15 protein-coding genes and 1 pseudogene are annotated in these 19,223 nt (G+C 42.1%); 7 read left to right on the forward strand and 9 right to left on the reverse strand.

Annotation, left to right across the window (positions count from 1 at the left end):
* Positions 1 to 52 precede the first annotated feature (52 nt).
* The 6 genes and pseudogenes from hsdR to ON006_RS32190 form a co-directional block, all read left to right on the forward strand.
* Positions 53 to 3,301 (forward strand): type I restriction-modification system endonuclease, encoded by a 3,249-nt coding sequence (hsdR, locus tag ON006_RS03110; protein WP_244825107.1) that lies wholly within the window; start codon positions 53 to 55, stop codon positions 3,299 to 3,301.
* A gap of 38 nt (positions 3,302 to 3,339) precedes the next feature.
* Positions 3,340 to 4,797, forward strand: a complete 1,458-nt coding sequence (locus ON006_RS03115; RefSeq protein WP_244825105.1) for a class I SAM-dependent DNA methyltransferase — start codon at positions 3,340 to 3,342, stop codon at positions 4,795 to 4,797.
* Entirely contained in the window at positions 4,794 to 6,167 is a 1,374-nt protein-coding gene (locus tag ON006_RS03120) for a restriction endonuclease subunit S (protein WP_138480054.1), read from the forward strand. Before ON006_RS03115 ends, ON006_RS03120 begins: the two co-directional genes overlap by 4 nt.
* Positions 6,139 to 7,701, forward strand: a complete 1,563-nt coding sequence (locus ON006_RS03125) for an AAA family ATPase (RefSeq protein ID WP_244825103.1) — start codon at positions 6,139 to 6,141, stop codon at positions 7,699 to 7,701. The genes ON006_RS03120 and ON006_RS03125 overlap by 29 nt, the downstream gene beginning before the upstream one ends.
* Positions 7,685 to 8,470, forward strand: coding sequence for an HNH endonuclease family protein (locus tag ON006_RS03130; protein ID WP_138480058.1), 786 nt, complete (start codon positions 7,685 to 7,687; stop codon positions 8,468 to 8,470). The genes ON006_RS03125 and ON006_RS03130 overlap by 17 nt, the downstream gene beginning before the upstream one ends.
* Positions 8,471 to 8,491: 21 nt before the next feature.
* A pseudogene (locus tag ON006_RS32190) lies at positions 8,492 to 8,653 on the forward strand (WCX domain-containing protein); the annotation flags it as partial.
* A gap of 74 nt (positions 8,654 to 8,727) precedes the next feature.
* Here ON006_RS32190 and ON006_RS03135 read toward each other — a convergent pair.
* The 4 genes from ON006_RS03135 to ON006_RS03150 all read right to left on the reverse strand — a co-directional run bounded on the left by ON006_RS03135 (position 8,728) and on the right by ON006_RS03150 (position 12,217).
* Positions 8,728 to 9,597 (reverse strand): HEPN domain-containing protein, encoded by an 870-nt coding sequence (locus tag ON006_RS03135; protein WP_244825102.1) that lies wholly within the window; start codon positions 9,595 to 9,597, stop codon positions 8,728 to 8,730.
* A gap of 64 nt (positions 9,598 to 9,661) precedes the next feature.
* Positions 9,662 to 10,006 (reverse strand): nuclear transport factor 2 family protein, encoded by a 345-nt coding sequence (locus ON006_RS03140; RefSeq protein ID WP_138480063.1) that lies wholly within the window; start codon positions 10,004 to 10,006, stop codon positions 9,662 to 9,664.
* 235 nt (positions 10,007 to 10,241) lie between these two features.
* The gene (gene cap12, locus ON006_RS03145; protein ID WP_138480065.1) at positions 10,242 to 11,189 is read right to left on the reverse strand and encodes a CBASS system CD-NTase-associated NAD(+) hydrolase Cap12; all 948 of its coding nucleotides are present in this window, start codon (positions 11,187 to 11,189) and stop codon (positions 10,242 to 10,244) included.
* A 2-nt stretch (positions 11,190 to 11,191) separates the two neighbouring features.
* The gene (locus ON006_RS03150) at positions 11,192 to 12,217 is read right to left on the reverse strand and encodes a nucleotidyltransferase-like protein (protein ID WP_244825095.1); all 1,026 of its coding nucleotides are present in this window, start codon (positions 12,215 to 12,217) and stop codon (positions 11,192 to 11,194) included.
* Positions 12,218 to 12,319: 102 nt separating this feature from the next.
* On the opposite strand from ON006_RS03150, the gene ON006_RS03155 reads away from it, so the two are divergent.
* The gene (locus tag ON006_RS03155) at positions 12,320 to 13,330 is read left to right on the forward strand and encodes a helix-turn-helix transcriptional regulator (RefSeq protein WP_244825094.1); all 1,011 of its coding nucleotides are present in this window, start codon (positions 12,320 to 12,322) and stop codon (positions 13,328 to 13,330) included.
* A 148-nt stretch (positions 13,331 to 13,478) separates the two neighbouring features.
* Here ON006_RS03155 and ON006_RS03160 read toward each other — a convergent pair whose 3' ends face one another.
* From ON006_RS03160 to ON006_RS03180, 5 genes are all read right to left on the reverse strand, one after another.
* Positions 13,479 to 14,120 carry an AbiV family abortive infection protein gene (locus ON006_RS03160; RefSeq protein WP_244825092.1) on the reverse strand — a complete coding sequence of 214 codons (642 nt, stop codon included), beginning with the start codon at positions 14,118 to 14,120 and terminating at the stop codon, positions 13,479 to 13,481.
* A 243-nt stretch (positions 14,121 to 14,363) separates the two neighbouring features.
* Positions 14,364 to 15,326: a virulence RhuM family protein/type II toxin-antitoxin system death-on-curing family toxin gene (locus ON006_RS03165; protein WP_244825086.1), complete on the reverse strand. Its 963-nt coding sequence runs from the start codon at positions 15,324 to 15,326 to the stop codon at positions 14,364 to 14,366.
* Positions 15,327 to 15,564: 238 nt separating this feature from the next.
* On the reverse strand, positions 15,565 to 16,149 hold the full coding sequence (locus tag ON006_RS03170; RefSeq protein WP_244825084.1) for a hypothetical protein: 585 nt from the start codon (positions 16,147 to 16,149) through the stop codon (positions 15,565 to 15,567).
* A complete protein-coding gene (locus ON006_RS03175) occupies positions 16,146 to 16,877 on the reverse strand; it encodes a relaxase family protein (protein ID WP_244825083.1) in 732 nt (243 codons plus the stop codon). Before ON006_RS03175 ends, ON006_RS03170 begins: the two co-directional genes overlap by 4 nt.
* Complete coding sequence (locus ON006_RS03180; protein ID WP_244825081.1) at positions 16,861 to 18,672, reverse strand: reverse transcriptase domain-containing protein; 1,812 nt, start codon at positions 18,670 to 18,672, stop codon at positions 16,861 to 16,863. Before ON006_RS03180 ends, ON006_RS03175 begins: the two co-directional genes overlap by 17 nt.
* Between the last annotated feature and the right edge of the window lie 551 nt (positions 18,673 to 19,223).

The raw sequence follows: 19,223 nt of genomic DNA on the forward strand, positions 1-19,223 counted from the left end.
TTCAGGTAAATGTTTTAGTGTTTGATCTTTATGATTCAACGAAACCTACTCCATGACGAATTCTTCAAACTTTACTTTCCTGGAATCTGAATTCCCCATTCTATATAACATTGGAATATCAGCAGAGTATAATTTACACCAAGATCCTGCGGCTTCGTTATGGAAAATTCGGGTGTTTGGCGAAAGAATCACGGAAATATTATTTAAAGAACACGCACTGCAATTTCCTGTCGACAATACTTTCGCAAATCGGTTGAGGCTGCTGGGTTTTGAAAATATTCTTCCACAAGCATTAAAGGATCTGTTTTACTATGTTAGAACGCGAGGGAATAAAGCATCACATGACCATGTAGGCACTTATCAGGAAGCTAAGGAAGCCTTACTTGCTGCTTTCCAAATTTCCAAGTGGTTTTACGAAACTTACTCCACAGAAAACGATGATGTTTTCAGGCTTTCGTTTGTTGAGCCTCAAAATCTGGATGCCCGCCACGCATTGCATCTTCTTGAAACTGACTATGGCGATCTGGAAGAGAAATATAATAAGCTACTTTCAGAGCGAAATACAAATGGTCTCTCCACAGAAAAACAACAGATCATTCAGCAACGGTCTGAGAAAGCTGCACGAAAAATCGAGTGGTCTGAGGCTGCAACGCGTCAACTCATCGATCAGCAACTCAGGAGAGCGGGGTGGGAAGTCGATACTGACCTATTGAATTACAAGAAAAACAAAACTTTACCACAAAGAGGTAAGGCAATGGCTATTGCAGAATGGCCTGCCGGAAGTCTTTGGGCGGATTATGCACTTTTCATTGGTACGGAGCTCTACGGTATAATCGAAGCAAAAAAATATGCTCAGGACATTTCCACTGACTTAGGCCAATCCAAGGCGTACGCAAAAGAAGTTCAACTTTTACCAGAGACTGCCTTCTTAGGAACGTGGGATGGCAACAAGGTTCCGTTCCTGTTTTCTACAAATGGCCGGGAATATCTGGAACAGATTAAAACCAAAAGCGGGGTTTGGTTTTTGGACGTACGAAACAAGAATAATCACGCAAAAGCTTTGCATGGCTGGTACTCACCAGACGGTTTAAAGAAACTGCGAATCCAGGATATCGAGGAGTCAAACAAAAAATTACAAGAAATACCGCTAGATTTCCTTTCTCAAAAAAGTGGATTAGGCCTACGTGAGTATCAATTGAAGGCGATTCAGGCGGTTGAACAAAAAATTATCAGCAATCCCATTGAGCGAAAAGCGCTGCTTGCAATGGCGACCGGTACCGGAAAAACCCGAACCATCATCGGATTGTGTTACCACCTGATTCAGACCAACCGCTTCAACAGAATTCTGTTCCTCGTTGACCGTACTTTGCTCGGTACGCAAGCCTTGGATGCGTTCAAAGACAATAAGGTTTACAGCCTGAATACCTTCACGGAAGTATATAAGATCAGCAGCTTGAAAGACGCCATTCCCGATACGGATACGCGACTGCATTTTGCCACCGTACAAAGTATGGTCAAACGATTGTACAATAATGATAGCGAATCCGACTTGCCGCCGGTCGATCAATACGATTGCATCATCATCGACGAAGCTCACAGGGGGTACTTGCTCGATAGGGAGATTGATGAAGATGATCTTCACTTTAAATCGCAGATGGATTATGTAAGCAAATACCGGATGGTGCTGGACTATTTCGATGCTTACGTAATTGGCTTGACTGCCACACCAGCTTTACATACTACCGAAATATTCGGAAAGCCAGTCTACACCTACTCTTACAGGGAGGCAGTCATTGATGGTTTTCTGATCGATCACGATCCGCCGACACTCATTAAAACAAAACTAAGTGAGGAAGGTATTGAGTGGAAAGCCGGCGAAAGACCAAAATCTTTCGATAAGGAAAATAACACCGTTATTGAGCTGGATGAACTCGAAGATGAATTGCAGATTGATGTATCCGGCTTCAACAAAAAGGTAATTACCGAAAGCTTCAACCGGACAGTGATACAGCAACTGGTGAAAGAACTTGATCCGGATGGTGATGAAAAAACACTAGTGTTTGCAGCGACCAATGCTCATGCAGATATGGTCGTGTCGCTGTTCAAAGAAGAGTTCTTAAACCTGGGCGCCCAGTTTCCTGATGATGCGATTATGAAAATCACCGGAAGCTTGTACGATCCGCAGACAGAAGTTACCAAGTTCAAAAATGAAAAATACCCAACAATTGTCGTAACCGTCGATCTGTTAACCACCGGTATAGATGTACCGGCGATCTGTAACATTGTCTTTTTACGCAGGGTAAAATCCCGCATACTTTTCGAACAAATGCTGGGACGGGCTACACGGCGTTGTGATGAAATCGGGAAAAAGGTTTTCAGAATCTACGACGCAGTCAAAATTTATGATACCCTGGAAAAGTATTCGCAGATGAAACCTGTGGTGGTCAACCCCACTGAAACCTTTGTGAAGCTGGCCTATGAATTGGAACATATAGACAGCGATGCCCGCGCCTGGCGGCAGATCGAACAAATTATTGCTAAACTGCAACGCAAGAAGAAGCAAATGAGCGAATACAATTTGAATGAATTTACATATCGGCTAGGCGGAGTAAACATAGACGAGTTCGCCCAGAACCTACGGAAAAACCCGTTACCTGAAAGTCTTGAGAAAATTCAGCAACTAAGCAGCCTGTGGAATTTCCTGGATGAGAAAATTTCGTCGGACCGACCACTTTACTTTTCGGAGCACCAGGATGAATACCTTCGGACCGAAACTGGCTATGGAAACACAGAGAGGCCGGAAGATTACCTCGAAAGTTTTACTCGATTTATAAAGGAAAACCAGAACAAGATCAGCGCGTTACAAATTGTCTGTACCCGACCGGAGCAACTTGATCGACGTTCCTTAAAGGAATTGTTGATAGCTTTGGCCGACCAGGGCTTCGAGCCTCGTATGGTAAAAGCAGCTTGGAAACAGGCAAAAAATGAAGATTTGGGCGCTGATATCATTTCTTTCATTCGCACACTTGCCATCGGAAGTGCCCTGGAGAGCCGCGAAGACCGAATTAAAAGGGCAGTGGGCCGGGTGCGCCAGATGCAGAACTGGAACCGGATTCAGCAAAAGTGGATCGACCGTTTTGAAAAACAGCTGATCAAGGAATCTGTGCTGCAAGTGGAAGACTTGAATCAATCGCCCTTCATCGAAGATGGCGGATTCCAGCAACTGAATAAGATTTTTGACGAGCAGCTGGAACAGGTGATCAATACCATTAACCAAAATATGTATCAGATAACTGCGTAAAATCGTAGAAACCTGTCGAATAAATAACAATTAAAATAATGAGTGCAGACGAAATTGCGAATAAGCTTTGGGGGCTATGTAATGTATTGCGGGATGATGGTGTGACCTATCACCAATACCTCAATGAACTAACCTACATCCTTTTCCTTCGATTATCCGAAACGAAAGAGTTTGAAGAAGACATTCCCGAAGAATACCGTTGGGCTCGCCTGACCGGGATTACCGACAATGTAACCTTGTTTGAAACCTACCGCGAGTTGCTTGCTACAATTAGCGCGAAATCGACCAATGCGGCGGTGCAGGAAATTTATACCAATGCCTCCACCACGCTGCGTAAGCCGGTGAACCTCAGAATGCTCATTACTACAATCAATGCCATTAACTGGTATGACGAGCACGAACAGGACAAAATCGCCACGATTTATGAAGAGCTCCTGGAAAAAAACGCCGGAGAGAAAAAGAGCGGGGCGGGTCAGTATTTTACACCGCGCCCGTTGATCAACGTGATGGTAGAATTGATGGCACCAAGACTTGGCGAACGCTGGAACGATCCGGCTGCGGGCACTTTCGGCTTCATGATTGCCGCTGACCAATACCTGAGAAACAAACACGACGATTACTTTGACCCGGCTGCCGATCGCGAATTTCAAAAATTCCAGGCTTTTAGTGGCTGCGAACTCGTACAGGACGCGCACCGCCTTGCATTAATGAATGCCAAACTACACGGACTCGAAAGCCGCATTGAACTGGGCGATACGTTATCTGAATTGGGTAAATCCTTCAAAGGTTTTGATGGTGTGCTTGCCAATCCACCTTTTGGAACCAAACAGGGAGGGGAACGCCCTTCAAGGGATGATCTTACCTATTTGTCAGGCAACAAGCAGCTCAACTTTTTGCAGCATATTTATCGATCCCTACATAAGAAAGGTGGGGCAAGGGCAGCGGTAGTACTTCCGGACAATGTACTGTTTGAAGACGGTGACGGGCGCAAGATCCGGAAAGATTTAATGGACAAATGCAACCTGCATACCATCCTCAGATTGCCCACCGGCATTTTCTATGCAGCAGGGGTGAAAACCAACGTGCTGTTCTTTGAACGCGGAACGGGTGAAACCGGAAATACGAAAAGAGTTTGGTTTTACGATATGCGCACCAACGCCCCGAGCTACGGGAAACGGACGCCATTTACCCGCAATGCTTTTGCCGATTTTGCCAATGCCTACACTGGTGGTATAGCGTTGGATAACGTAAAAGACGCTTATGACGGAGCCGTGATCGATGAAAAACGCGCCTCCGTAACCGACGAACGCTGGACCAGCCTCACGCGTGAGGAGGTAGCCGCTAAAAGTGACTCGCTGGACATAGGACTGATGGCTGATGCTAGCTTTGCCGATGGCGCACACACGGAAGAACCATTAGATCTGGCTCGTGAAGCAGCGGAAGATCTGAAAGCTATACAGGCCGAATTACAAAAAATGATTGAACTGCTGGCATGATGGAAAAGGAATTACCGGAGGGTTGGAGTATTGCCTCAGTTGAAAATCTAATCCCCAACGATGGCCTATTTAACGATGGGGATTGGATTGAATCTAAGGATCAAGATCAAAATGGAGAAGTTAGATTGATTCAACTAGCCGATATTGGCGACGGAGAATTTAAAGACAAATCAGCAAGATTTCTGACTCTAACTAAAGCGTATCAACTTAACTGTACTTTTTTGCAACCGGATGATCTGTTGATTGCACGAATGCCCGATCCATTGGGTAGAACCTGTATTTTTCCACTTAATGGTCTATATGTCACTGTTGTCGATATCGCGATAATAAGATGTGGCCAAAATGGCGTGTTCAATAAGTGGCTGATGTACATTTTAAACTCTTCTCAGATAAGGGGCAAGATTTCCGAACTCTCGTCGGGATCAACGCGACTTCGGATATCAAGAAAAAATCTAGCTTCAATTGGTTTACCCCTTCCACCCCTGGCCGAGCAAAAGCGGATTGTGGCTAAATTGGATATGGCTTTTGGGTATTTGGAAACACTGAAAGCCAGCCTGGCGCGTATTCCGGAGTTGCTTAAAACTTTCCGACAATCGGTATTGACGCAGGCGGTGACGGGGAAGTTGACGGAGGATTGGCGAAAAGAAAACAAGCTGTCAGATAAATGGAAAGAAGAACTAGCAAAAGACTGTTGTGTAAAGGTTCAAAGTGGAGGAACGCCAAAATCTGGGTTTACAAATGAAGGAATTCCATTTCTTAAAGTATACAACATAGTAAATCAAAAAATAGATTTTGATTATCGCTCTCAGTACATTAGTGAGGAGGCGCACAATAACTCGATGAAGAAATCGATTTTGATACCGGGTGATGTTGTCATGAATATTGTAGGCCCACCGTTAAATAAAATTGCTTTGGTGCCTAACACTTTTGCCGAATGGAATCACAATCAAGCAATTACCTTATTCAGGACTAAGCCTTACCTGCTTAATACATTTTTATATCACTTTTTTTGCGAAGGAACTTCTGTTAAGTCACTTTATAATGAAACAAAAGGTGTTGTTGGTCAGGTGAATATTTCCCTTTCCCAATGCAGAGAATTCAAAATACCAATTCCGTCAACAGATGAACAAAAGGAAATTGTAAACCGGATCGAAGCCCTTTTTGCTAAAGTTGACATCATTGAAGTCCAGTATCTCGCACTAAAAGAGAAAATTAAGAAATTGCCTCAGACAATGCTAGCCAAGGCGTTTCGCGGAGAGTTGGTAACGCAAGACTTTAATGATGAGCCTGCTGCTATGCTGTTAAAAAGGATAAAATCCACTACCCTAAAAAATAAGAGTCGTGAAAATCAAAAGTCTTTGGATTTCTGAATATAAAAACATAAAGAATTTGCATCTCGATTTCAAATCGAATCTAATTTCTCTACTAGTAGGTAAAAATGGACTGGGGAAATCTAATCTAATAGAAGCTCTAGCCATTATATTCCGAGATTTGGATTTGTTAAAGTCCAAAGAAGATTTCGAAAACTGGTCTTATGAGAATTTTGAATATGATTTATTATATGTATGCTATAATTCAGAAATTAGAGTTCTATGTAGAAAGGGTTCTTTTCAGGTTTGGAGAAAATTAAATGGGGCCGCCGAGCTTCCAAGTGAAGTAAGTTTTCGAAAATTCAATAATCTCAAACATGAGGTTTATCTCCCCAAATACATTATTGGTTATTATTCAGGTGAAAACAAAAGGATTCGTGACGTAATAAGACCATATGAGGAACAAGTTTGGAAAGACTTGAAGAATAACAAGGGCCTAGAAAATGACCTCAGAAGGTTATTTTTCTCAGAAAATTATCATTCTCAAATGATTCTTCTTACTCTACTTCTTTATAAGGATCAAAATGAAAACCCTATATTTCAGGAAAGAGTAGCCTATTTGATTGAAAATTTTACGAGTTTTAATAGTTTAGCCGAAGTCAGTCTGGAATTAAAAAGCCCTCTGTGGTACAATCCTGGCGAAAGGAAACATTCAAATAAAGGTATTAATTTGCTTGAAGAGAACTTATTGAGGGGCGTTGAGTTTCCCTTCTGGGATATCAAAAGGCGAGCAGATAAAATCATTTCATTTTTATATAATAATACTATCTCTGACCCAATCTATTATTTGGAGGAAGAGATATTTCAAGAGAAAATAGAACTTAATAATATTGATTTAAAAAAAGTATCAAGTGAAATTCCCTTTCAGTTTGATTCAGCAATGCATTTCTTTGGTGCTTTTGAGACATTAAAACAAATCGATGTAATCTTTAACGTAATCCTGAAAGTAAAATCGTTAAGGAGTGGATCTGTATTTGATTTTACTCAACTAAGTGAAGGTGAGGCGCAGTTGATAACCGTTTTAGGATTAATTCTTATTACTGGAAACGAAGAATGTTTATTTCTCTTAGACGAGCCTGATACCCATTTAAATCCTCAGTGGCAAAGAGAATATGTAGATCTTATTGATCGTTTTACGCTGGACAATATGAATAGTCATATCATTGTAGCCACCCATAGTCCGTTAATAGTTCAAGCCGCTGAAAAGGCAGACATATTCCTTTACAAACTTGACGATGACGGTCAAATTGTAGTCAAAAATGAGGACTTTACTGTCCAAAATTGGAGAATTGATCAAGTGTTAACGAGTGAATATTTCGATCTTCATAGCGCAAGACCAGCACATTTAGACTATTACATGTCTTTAAGAGAGAAAATTCTTACACAAGGAAATATATCGGCTGATATTGAAAAGGAGCTTAAAAACCTTGAAAACGAGTATGGAGTTTTACCTACTGGTGAAACTCGTGACGAAATTGAAGCAATGTTACTCATAAATAATATCGTCAAACGTTATAATGATAAAACTGCGTAAACCTTCCGCCAGTCCAATTGTTCCGAATGCCCTAGGCCATTGTAAATTGATAGAGGAAACTGCCGAAAATAATTCAAAATTTGATGCAAATAAGGATGATTATTTTTTAGGGACTGCCAAATTTACTTTTGACTCGAAGATTTACGGACATGACAACATTAAAACAATACTTCGAACTTGTCAAAATGGAAAATGTGCATTCTGTGAACAAAATGTTAGTGCAGTATCACATGGCGATATTGAACATTTTCGTCCGAAGGGAGGATTTAGACAAAACAAGCGGGAGCACTTAAAATATCCAGGTTACTATTGGTTGGCATACAATTGGGATAATATGCTATTTGCTTGTGCAATATGTAACCAGAGATACAAGGAAAATTTGTTCCCTTTATTGGATTCGACTAAAAGAGCCAGAAATCATCATGACGATCTAAAAAATGAAAAACCGTATTTTATCAATCCTGCGACTGAAAATCCAAAATTTCTAATTCAGTTTAGACAAGAATTTGCTGTTGGAATTGACAAGAAGAATAGAGGCGCAAGAACTATTGAGGCAATTGGATTAAACAGGTCTGGGTCTGGATATAGTGATTTACTCGAACTGAGATTTGATCATTTGGAGATTGTCAAGACGATTGATAAATTATCTAAAATGATGGCATCTCCCTCATGCCCGCAAAATGAGATTGACAAAGCTGCCGATCTAATGAAAAAATTTAAAAGTCATAAAAAACAATTTTCAGCGATGATTCAAGATAATTTCATGTAACATGGCTCACAAAAGGTCAAGTCCAGGACAGATCTGGGGTTGGTGATCTCCATAGAGGTGAGTCCTAATTATGAATTGGAAAGCGCTTTGTTGGCTTTTGGTGAGAAGGTAAAGGTATTGGAGCCCGAGAGTTTTAAGAAGTTAATCGCGAAAAGGTTGAAAGCGGCTGTAAGCATGTACTGATTTCTGTGTCACAAAGAGTAGAGAAGCCGGGCTCTTCAAGTAGTAGGCAAATCGAAGAAAGTTCATTCATTGGATCAGCTGTCGGTAAACTGCGCAATCCGCTCTCTGCAAATCCGTTCCGTCAAATCTTTCAGTAATGTAACCCGACTGCCAAGATATTCCAATTCCTCTTTTTCAATCTTGTAATTCCTGTTGTAACGCGCATCGATGTACGCTTTTTTGAGAAGGATAAATAGTCGCTCTTCTTCGGCTGTCGTTTTTGGAAAAACTGTCGCAAAGTTGGCATTCAGTTTTTCAACCTGATTTCCTAGAATTTCAATGTCGTGGATTCTTGGTTTGTAATCGGTGAAAACGAGAAGTATCGCAGCGTAGAATCTTTCGGTAGCCTGATGAAGTTCGAATGCAGCATTACTGTAATATGCGGTGTCATTCTCTCCCTTTTGAAAGTAGAAGTCAAACCCTTCCAAAAATCGGCAAGCACTCTCAAACCAATGTTCAAATTCTTCAGTCGATTTTTCCACCCGCTGCATCGCATTGAGATTTTTAGGCTCGGACAAAGTGAATTTCCCGGAATCATAAAGCAAAATTCCTTCCTTCAAAATATCTACAAAAAAATAGTAGTTCCGCTCGATCTTATCGTTCACAAAACCAATGCTGTGGTAGATGATGCTGGTTCTGGTGATGCCCTCATTGGCCATCAATTCCTTATCCAGCTCCCGCGATTTCTTGACTTGCTTGGCGGCATTCTTGTCTTTGGTGACGATCAGAATGTCGAAATCGCTCACATATTCGTATTTCTCCTGGAAATCTTCGACCCAATCGCCCCGCGCATAGCTGCCGAAGAGGATGATCATTTCGGCCGGGACTTTGTCGAGGATTAGTTGGGTGAGGGCTTTTAGCTGGTCTTGTTTGGTTTGTGGGAGGTGGGAGAGGGTGGATTTCATTCGTGTGTGGGGGTTTTTGAAATTTTGGCAAGATACAAATTTCAAAAACGATTCACGGGATACATTAATGCTCAATCGTCATTGTCCTCACCTTTCCATTTTCAAAAGTATAAATGTGAAATAATAGCGTGTCGCTTAAAACTTCCCCTTCCATATTTCTTATGATCTGACGGACTTTGATCGCAATCTGCCCGTCCGGCTTTGCATCAAATGAAACTGGCTCTACCAGAGGATCGATCTGCTCCCATTGCCGCAGCCAGTAGGCACGCACTTCCTCTTGCCCGGATACATAGCCGCCCTCCCAGCCATTGGGCCAGCTTACGTCTGTATGCATATGTGCCAGTACTGAATCGATCTGACGAGCATTGAAATCCTGGTAAAGCTGGCGAAGCAGTATTTGATAGTCCATAATATCATTCGGTAGAAGATCCCAAAACTACGGCCTGACTGATTTTTTCATTCCCGGTAAACGTTGAGATTTAATCGCAATTACCGACTACACATTCGGCGGTTCTCGCTACATTTTGAGCCCTTCGTTTGTGAATTATTGATCGGTAATAAGGCGCGAAATATCGACCTCAGTTTTGCCTGCATTTTGCTGCGGCGCCGCCAGCCCGTAAGCCGTGCCCGGCTGCGGCGTTGTATCATACCAATGTAATTTCATTCACGATCCGCACGACCTGCTTACAATATGCGTCATTTGCTATCATTAGTTGTAGAACTCGGCTGAAATTTCTCAATTCCCGGTCTTCGAGTAATTGCTGATCTTCTGTCTTACCAATATGTCCCTTGCGCATATACATTTCTATGGCACGATCTATACCATTAAGGGTCGTTGGCATGTCGTAGATTTTCAGTATATGGTCTCCTTCTTGATAAGAAACCGAAATCGGGTAACTTCTACCGGCCGCCTCTACCTGCACCTGACGGAGATTGTGTTTCGAAGAAAATAGTTTAGACCGCTTTTTGATATCGCTGTCAAGATCATCCGGGATAACAATATTAAATTGAAATTCCCTGAAAATTTTGCCTTCAACAACCAATTCGCCTTTTGTACAGAGGCTTTCACAAGTAAGCGCCACGAAATTATCGAAATAGCCAATCGCCAAAGCGGTGGAAGGAAGCAATCCCAGTTCGCCGATGCTTATCTTTTCTTTCATGACTTTGCTGATTTTCCGTAGCTCATTATTAAGCTTATCAGCGTGAACTAGATTTGCGGTTTTTTCGAATCTTGGGGTAGTTATTCCGTACAGATCCGAGGGCAGCTTCGTTCCTTCTTCTTGAATCACAAATGCACGACCTGGGCCCACTCTGCCCAAAAATAGACCATATTCGAAAACAACGTTATCTCGCGCAGTGTCAAATTCCGCTCCGCGGCTAGTCAAAAAGTCATCTTTTGTCGCAACCATGATTCCAAAATCAAAAAGGCTAGCACTTTTCAAGAGTGTCTCAAAGACACTTTCATTGTTTTTGAAAATATCATCCGTCCATAGGTAGCATTCGAATTCGTGACCCAAGTATGACTTAACATATTTGGCAACTTCCAGTCCCTCGGAGGACGAACCGATAAAAACACGTGGTTTTAATTCCATGACTAGTAAAGTAAGAGTGAGCGTTTGGTTAAAAAATTATTTAATTCTCCTCCACAGTCTTTGATCAGTTGATCAAGATCTTCTTTAAGGTTCCGAAGACCAGTGAGGCAGTCATCGCTGGTAAAAGGGTACTCGGTACCATTGGGGCTTTTTAGACTTTTTCGGTAGGCAGAGTCCGAAAGCATCTTGTCAATCTGTGCGGAGATGTTAATCGCTATTTTTAGCTCATCACGATTCTGATAGAAAAGATTACCATTTTCAATGGCATGAACCACACAGGTCAGTTCAAAACTAGACAGCTTAATACGGTCCTCTGAATCTGCCTTTAAGGTTTTTATCAACCTAATGCCTTTCCGACTACCGTCGTTCGTAGCGACGCCCTTATTTGTAACACTTCTTATGTGAGCGAAGGGATAGTCCAGTTCTTTCCGCCTTGCAGGAAAATCATATAGGTAGACGCCTCTGTAATACTCGTCGTTGGAATCAACATACGGTTTGGTATCGTACCAGAAACTGAAGACAATGTCTACCTTCCTCCGAAGATTCTTATTGTAAATGGATATGCATTTTTTTCCGGACTTATCCACTTCATCGTATCTGCGCTCCATAATCTCGGTAGCCTGCGCTCTTAAGTCGATGATGTCATCGTCAGGCTCACCGGCATAAGGGCTTAGTATGGGATGTAAAGCGGGTGCTTGGTAGTAATACCCATTTACAATGGTTAAAAGGTCAATATCGCTGTGAAGCATAATATTTGTTTCCGTCATCACGGAACCTTGCGTTCGATAAACCCGGCTGAATTTGAGGTTTAGTGTCTGTTCCAGATGATTTTCAACATTGGTTGCCGCCTTCAATGTGACGTCGTTGTACTTTTTCCCGATTGGCCTCATCGACTCAATCAGATATTCCAGATTCTTTGGGAGAATCGATTTGCCATAAGATTCTGACAAATCTGCCTTCCAAATTTCCTCGTCGAAGCGACGGGCACTAAGGTTCGTTAACCTTCTCTCGTAATTTAAGTTTGCCATGATAGATGAGTTTGAGATTTACTACGTGACAAATATTATTTAGACCTGTGCAGTGTATCTGCACAGAAACTTTTTAATTTCAATCACTTAAAACCTTCCTCTATGGCTTCTAATAAAAACGCCCTGACCCGATTTCATGTTTTGGACAAGTGCTTCGCCAATCCGATGAAAAAATACTTTATCGGCGACCTTATAGAAGCTTGCGATCAAGTGCTGCTGGAAATAGACCCAAACAGCAATGGAATAAAGCGGCGGCAGGTATTGGAGGATATCAAGTACATGGAAAGTACTGAGGGATGGAGTGCGCCTATAGATCATTGTCGTGACGGTAAAAAGGTGTATTACCGGTACAGCGACCTCAATTTTTCAATTGATAACCAACCCCTGAACCAGGTAGAGCTGGAACAGATTAAATCCGCAATGCAAATACTGTCACGTTTCAAGGGTATGCCCCAGTTCGAATGGGTAAATGAACTGGCACCAAAAATGGAACAAAGCTTTCTGCTCGAAAAAGGAAACCAGACTATTATCAGCTTTGATAATAATCAGGATTTAAAAGGAATTGAGCACCTGGGCAAATTATTTCAATCTATTCTATACAAGCGGGTATTGTGCATCAGTTATCAGTCTTTTAAAAGTGACAGGGCCAAAGAATATGTTTTCCATCCATACTACTTAAAGCAATACAATAACCGTTGGTTTGTGCTAGGGTATTATGTTGAATTAGAAAAGCTTACGACTTTTGCTTTGGACAGGATCACTGACATATCAGATTCAGATATTCCGTATTTACAGAATGAAGAGTATGACTTTGATGAATATTTCGAGGATATTGTCGGCGTTACTCGTCAAGAAAATGCGGAACCGGAACAGATAAAGCTGGCATTTGATCTTCAGATAGCGCCATATGTGCTGTCTAAACCGCTGCATGGAACGCAGAAAAAGGTGTCGCTTGGTGATTCAGAACTAATTATTTCAATAGAAGTAATTCCTAATTACGAACTGGAAACCTTGATTCTGTCGTATGGGGATCGGGTTAGAGTATTGGAGCCTGAAAGTTTTCAGAGTATAATTAGGACGAGACTTGAGAAAGCAGTTCGCTTGTACTGCTAGCAGACTATCAGGTATTTACAGAAACATTCATACGCATGTTCGCTGTTCGCGATTTGCAAACAACGAACATAATTGTATCATGAAAGCTCATAACGGAAGGTCAATTATAAATCGACTGTAAGATCCTTGATCTTTTTTCACCTCTGCATTAATAATCTGGCTTGATCTGATAAACCAAATGGAAAAAGCCCTCTAGATTTCCTTTTTTAAAAGCTTTCATCACATCAATCAAGTAGCAAGCATAATCATGAGCTTCCAAATATTTTTGCTTTTTGATTTGCTGAGGGCTGTACCATCTATTGTTGTTCTTATGAACGTAGAATCCACGTTGTTTCTCTTGATCAGCAGTATCAGACCACTTAATTAACTTTTTAACAAACTCGTTTGGCTCATTCAGTTTGATCAAACTAGGCGGGTTAGGGGCGTTACTTCCATCTGAATCTGGAACACTTAATTTTTCAAAACCAGAGCTTATCACCCGAAATATGTTTGTCAGGATGGAAACTGAGAATTCTAAATTCGAAATAATCTCTTTGATATGCCTATGCTTGACTTTGTGACTTTCAAACAAGGCTTCAAAATCTTCTACTGGATAATCAGGATTCATCTTTCGGGCCATACAAATAAAACCCTTGATCCCTTCTTCTGCGGAAAGAATCGCTAGCGACATCGCAATTCCAAATTCTTTATTTTCAGCGGAAATTTTCGCAATTTTTAAGAGAGATACAGAATTTTCTAAGCAGGCTATGAAACCCTCCTCATAAAATTTTACATCATAATTTTCACTCATAGGTCTTATCAGATTATTTCTTAGTCCATGGATTTGACATTACAGTATAATGAAGGCCGTCTTGTTTCAAGGTCAAATACAATGAAGTCTGTAAACAATTCCTGTTCAATTTTTAATTGATAGACCTCTAACGCCTTTTGGATACTAGAATTGATGGCAATCCGAAAAAAAGCGCAATTCCAAAGTTCTGGCTTCGTTCGAATAAATCATCTCGCGCACAGACCTTTTAAATAAACAAGAACTTCACTGATTCCTATTAAGCACACTAATAACCAACTTCTTAACAGTATCCATCTCTTCTGGTTTGCTGGACGCAGCAAAAAGCGTCAGACTTGCAAGAGCTTCATTGCTAATAAGCGCCGTCCCGCCTGCCGATTTTAAAAGGCCGTTACTTTCTAGGAACAACAGGAAACAAGCAGCAGCAATTCGCTTATTCCCATCGACAAATGAATGGTTTTTAATGATCAGGTAGAGTAATGTGGCGGCTTTCTCTTCAATTGAGGGGTAAAAGTCTATCTCTCCAAATCCTTTGCTTATCTGTGCTACGGAGCTTTGGAAGCTATCATCCTTTTCCTTACCAAAAATATCTGAGTCGAAATCCCTTCTCATACTCTCAATGATGTTTCGGTAATCTGATACTTCCGGATACTTCGCCTGGCGGGTTGTGATACCTTTCGGATCCAATTGTTCATGATCGTAGTCGTCTAGTAATTCAAGACCTTTAGCAAATTGGTCGAGCAATGTCAGATCTGCATCGTCGGTCTTTATTTCAATTGCCCGGCTGAGTATCCGGATTCCGTCCCTTAAGGTTTGTACCTCTTGCTGCTTTTGATTCAGTCGTTTCTCGTTAATCGCATAACCCTTGATCAGATAATCTCTTAGGCGCTGAGTTGCCCATTGTCGGAACTGAGTGGCTTTTGTTGAATTCACCCTGTAGCCAACAGATATTATAACATCCAGGTTATACAAGTGCATCTTTCTTTTCTTTCCGTCTGCTGCAACCTGTTCCAAAATGGAACAGGTTGCAGCTGGATCTAGCTCATTGGATTTATATATGTTATTAATATGTTTCACGATAGCGGGACGCTGAACTGAAAATATTTCAGCTAAGGAATGAGCGTCCAGCCAAACGGTTTCTTCTCCGAATTTTACTTCTATCTGCGTCTGCCCGTCTTGGCCTTGGTAGATTTCTATTTGATTTTGCATTTCTAGATTTAGAATTCAAGTTTACAATAAATTCATAAATGTTAACAAGCCGTTGCGAATGGAGCTGATCTCTATAAGTATGTAAAATGATTCACCATTGCTCATCTTGCTCTTCCTGGTGCGGCCAGTCAGGTAAGATACTTAACTAACTGCCCCTACACTACCTTTCATAAACTTTTACTGCCGAATTCATCCATTTAAATCAACAAAGAAGATTATCCGACAACAGAAGTCAAAATCAATCCCTTTTAAGATTGTTAAGCAACTCACTCGCTTGCTTCGCCTCATTTTGCCTCTGTTTCAAAAGTTTTTCGGCTTCTCTGACTGTTATCTCATGTGCCTCACGCTTCTGTGTTTCAAGTTCCGCCCGGTCAGGATCTTCATAGTAAATACTATCGACCTCTGCGATCAAACCTGGATTGAGCTGCCTGGCAATGCGGAATTTAATATCGCTTTCTTGCAGTCGGCTGCTTTCGTTGTAGTTGCTGATGGCCACTGCGATGCTTATGGCCGTTGAGAGCAACAGCAATGCTGCGGAGATAATAAAGCCCTTCGATTGAAGGTCGAAATGATGGTGGTGCTGGACTTCCGGAGTTTTTGGCACACTTGCAACTGCTTGCTTTATTTCCGAAACGTAAGTCTCTAAATTTTGACTCGGCGAAGGCTGTTTTAAATCTTTTTTTATGTCAATCATGGTATCCGCAAGCGTTTTGTTTTGCGATTCAGCCGCAGTTTGGATCAGATTTTCAATCGACGCGTTTTTTCTGATCACAAGCGCAAGCACTTCTTCAATCGATTCGAGTTGTTCTTCTATCTTTTTCATAAGCTTTGTCCTAGGTATTTTTTACGTTTCTTCTTTTTTATTGGATTCGTACTCTGCTGGTCATATTGCTGGACGGGGCGGAGCAAGTCATCAAGTATTTTGTCATCAATGGTTTGCTGGGAGAGAGTAGCGGGCCGGGATCTTTCTTGTGGGCGGGCGGGCTGATATTCTGGTTGCGTTCGAAACTGCTGCACAATCGCCAGTTTCTGATTCTGCCGGATCAACTCATCGAGCTTTCCAAAGCTCAAACTCCGATCGATCTTCGATCCTCTGAATTGCAGACCGCCTTTGGTGAAGCTGACACCTTGAATCTCACTAGTGCCTGATTTGTATTTGAAGATGATTTCGATGCCTTGCCTTTCCAGCTTCGTGCTCAACTCATTCCAGCTTTGTGCGCCTGCACTTGCTGCTTTAATTTCATCATATAATTCATATCTGACTTTGTCTGCACCTTTAAGCTGCTGCCGGTTGACCTGTTCTTTTCCTTTTCCCAAATGATAGCCATATTTAAGCGTGATCTCTTTGCAGACCTTGTGGTTCCTGTCTTTCTGAAACCGGTCTGAGATAGTTTTGCCTTCGTTGTTGACCCGGTTGTAGATTAGGTAGGCTAAGTACCCGGCGCCTTGCCATATTACTATGGTAGTATTTCCAAGTACTCGCCTCCGAACCGTACGTACACCTCTCGATGTATACGGCTCTCCGTTAATATTATCAGTCCATTTTTCCATAGTGTATCTTTCTATGGCAGTTGAAACATACGGCCAGCGTTTTCCTGCGTCTTGCAATCATGTGTTTTTCCCAATCCTGTTTTCCTTTCAGGTCTTTGAGCTTCCTTACATGATGCATTTCCAGGTCTTCAGTGGCTGCACAGAATTCGCATTTCCGGGCTTTCAATCGGTCAACCAGGCTTCCCCTGGCAGCAAACTGCAATGAGTTGCCAACCAGGTCTGGCTGGGATCCGACATTGGCCTTGCGGGCGAACCCATCATTATAGAATTTGCTGCTTAGTATTTTCCCGCCCTTGTTTTCGTATTTGACCACGAACTCCTTGCCTTCGCTGTACTTGCGTATGACCTTTCGGGTTGTGGTTTGGTACTTACAAGCATAGGTTTTATACATGCTGTACTCCATAATGTTGTAAAATGAATCGATCGTGTGGCTGTTGTTTGCTATCGAGTAGTAGTTGTAGAAGCCCCGTATTTCGGCGTTGTACTGCGAGAGGATTTCCAGGTCATCGTTGTTTTTCATGCATGGCCTGGATTTAGGCTTCCATACTTCTTTGCCACTACGGACCGATATGGTCATGGCATCGTAGTCGAGAAGTTTCTTTCTCATTGTGGCGTTGCCTATTTCCAATACCACCCTTTCCCCGAATATCCGGCTCAGTACACCATTCTTGTTCCTTTTTGCTGCGCTGGACTTTCTTACCGACACTTCATAACCCAGGAATTGTGCTGGTGACTTGGCATTGGTGATTAACGTTTTCTGCTCGGACAGCTCCAATTTCAACTTTTCAGATAGGTACATCTTGAAGTCTTCTTTTATCTTTTGGGCATCCGTTTTGCTCCCGATAATCCCAATGAGAAAGTCGTCAGCGTACCTGATGTACTTTAGTCTCCTGTAATTTTCGTCCATCGCATCGTTGAACGGTACCAGGATGCGTTGCTTCTTTAACTCCTTGATCTTTGCCAACAACTGGCTTCTTATCGACCTATCTTGTTCAACTTTGAGCTTTCTTACTACAAGATTGCTTGCCATCCAAGTGAATTTGGCATACTCAGGATTTACCTTTTTGGCCTTCCCCTTATTGAATTTGGCGACGTACTCTGAGGCGTATTTATCGAGTTTATCCAGATAAATATTGGCCAGGACCGGGCTGATAATCCCTCCTTGTGGCGTGCCACTGTAGGTCTTGTTAAATACCCAATCTTCCATGTAACCCGCATTCAAAAACTTCCTGATCAGGCGAAGGAAGCGGTCATCAGCAATGCGCTCTGAAAGGATTGCGATGAGAACACCATGGTCGATGTTGTCAAAGAACCCTTTGATGTCGCCTTCGACAAACCACTTTGTGCCTGTGAAAGTCCTTTGGATACTCGTTAATGCAGTGTGGCAGCTTCTCTTTGGCCTGAACCCATGCGAGCTATCTTCAAAATAGCTTTCATAAACAGACTGCAGGATCATCCTGATCACTTCCTGCACTAATTTGTCCCCAAATGAAGGTATCCCCAGAGGGCGCTTTTTCCCGTTTTTCTTTAGGATATACACCCTCCTTGAAGGCGCTGGTTTGTAGCTTTCATCTCTGATGGCTTCAACCAGCTGTTTAATGGTGGAAATGCTCGTGCCGTCGATGGTACTGCCATCGGAGCCCTTGGTCATGTTGCCAGGATTGGCATACAGCTTTTGATAGGCCTGGTAGTACATTTCCTCATTAAACATAATCCTGTAGAGCCTCTCAAACTTGTAGTTTGGTCTGGTACTTTGCTCTGTCAGACTGTTTAATACGCTCTGCGGATTTCTCATAATGTCTCTCACATTTTCCGTTGATTGTATCAAAAATATTAACTGCTTCCCTTCGCCATGTACAGGGCTTTCCCCTGCTCGGACTACTACGGAAGCTCCGTTACCATGCCGGATATTCAAAGACCCGAAGTCCTATAGCCACCGCAGTGGCGTTCCGGTTTAGGTAATCCCCATTTAGACATATAGTAACTTAGCTCGATAGATTGTCGGATACGATCTCCGCCCTTTATTACTTATTGTAATTGCGCTGTACTCCGTTTATGCTCGTAATCTATGCATCTCAGATTCGAGTAGTACAGTCTGACGTAGGTAACTGTCTTCCGTCAGAGCCCCACATGTAACCGCTCAGGCTATCGTTCAATCAGTATGGATTTTATCCTCATATCTATCATTTTATCTCCCCATTCAGTCGCAGCCTGACAGTTGGCTGACTTATGAGTTTTCCGACATGCTACACTCCCTGTCGGGTTTCCCTTTCAGATAAGTCGGCTGATAATTGACGTCTAAACGCTTGTCAAAGAACTTGCTAATGTTCTATTTACTACATGCCC

Origin of the sequence: Dyadobacter pollutisoli (genome assembly GCF_026625565.1) — a bacterium.
GTDB classification, from domain to species: Bacteria; Bacteroidota; Bacteroidia; order Cytophagales; family Spirosomataceae; genus Dyadobacter; species Dyadobacter pollutisoli.

What these genes read in the sequence shown, in the direction of transcription:
- ON006_RS03135 (WP_244825102.1), bottom strand. Translation starts at nt 9,597, where the DNA reads ATGAAATCCACCCTCTCCCACCTCCCACAAACCAAACAAGACCAGCTA.
- ON006_RS03180 (WP_244825081.1), bottom strand. Translation starts at nt 18,672, where the DNA reads ATGAGAAATCCGCAGAGCGTATTAAACAGTCTGACAGAGCAAAGTACC.
- ON006_RS03170 (WP_244825084.1), bottom strand. Translation starts at nt 16,149, where the DNA reads ATGAAAAAGATAGAAGAACAACTCGAATCGATTGAAGAAGTGCTTGCG.
- ON006_RS03155 (WP_244825094.1), top strand. Translation starts at nt 12,320, where the DNA reads ATGGCTTCTAATAAAAACGCCCTGACCCGATTTCATGTTTTGGACAAG.
- ON006_RS03175 (WP_244825083.1), bottom strand. Translation starts at nt 16,877, where the DNA reads ATGGAAAAATGGACTGATAATATTAACGGAGAGCCGTATACATCGAGA.
- ON006_RS03115 (WP_244825105.1), top strand. Translation starts at nt 3,340, where the DNA reads ATGAGTGCAGACGAAATTGCGAATAAGCTTTGGGGGCTATGTAATGTA.
- ON006_RS03150 (WP_244825095.1), bottom strand. Translation starts at nt 12,217, where the DNA reads ATGGCAAACTTAAATTACGAGAGAAGGTTAACGAACCTTAGTGCCCGT.
- ON006_RS03130 (WP_138480058.1), top strand. Translation starts at nt 7,685, where the DNA reads ATGATAAAACTGCGTAAACCTTCCGCCAGTCCAATTGTTCCGAATGCC.
- ON006_RS03160 (WP_244825092.1), bottom strand. Translation starts at nt 14,120, where the DNA reads ATGAGTGAAAATTATGATGTAAAATTTTATGAGGAGGGTTTCATAGCC.
- ON006_RS03120 (WP_138480054.1), top strand. Translation starts at nt 4,794, where the DNA reads ATGATGGAAAAGGAATTACCGGAGGGTTGGAGTATTGCCTCAGTTGAA.
- hsdR (WP_244825107.1), top strand. Translation starts at nt 53, where the DNA reads ATGACGAATTCTTCAAACTTTACTTTCCTGGAATCTGAATTCCCCATT.
- ON006_RS03140 (WP_138480063.1), bottom strand. Translation starts at nt 10,006, where the DNA reads ATGGACTATCAAATACTGCTTCGCCAGCTTTACCAGGATTTCAATGCT.
- cap12 (WP_138480065.1), bottom strand. Translation starts at nt 11,189, where the DNA reads ATGGAATTAAAACCACGTGTTTTTATCGGTTCGTCCTCCGAGGGACTG.
- ON006_RS03165 (WP_244825086.1), bottom strand. Translation starts at nt 15,326, where the DNA reads ATGCAAAATCAAATAGAAATCTACCAAGGCCAAGACGGGCAGACGCAG.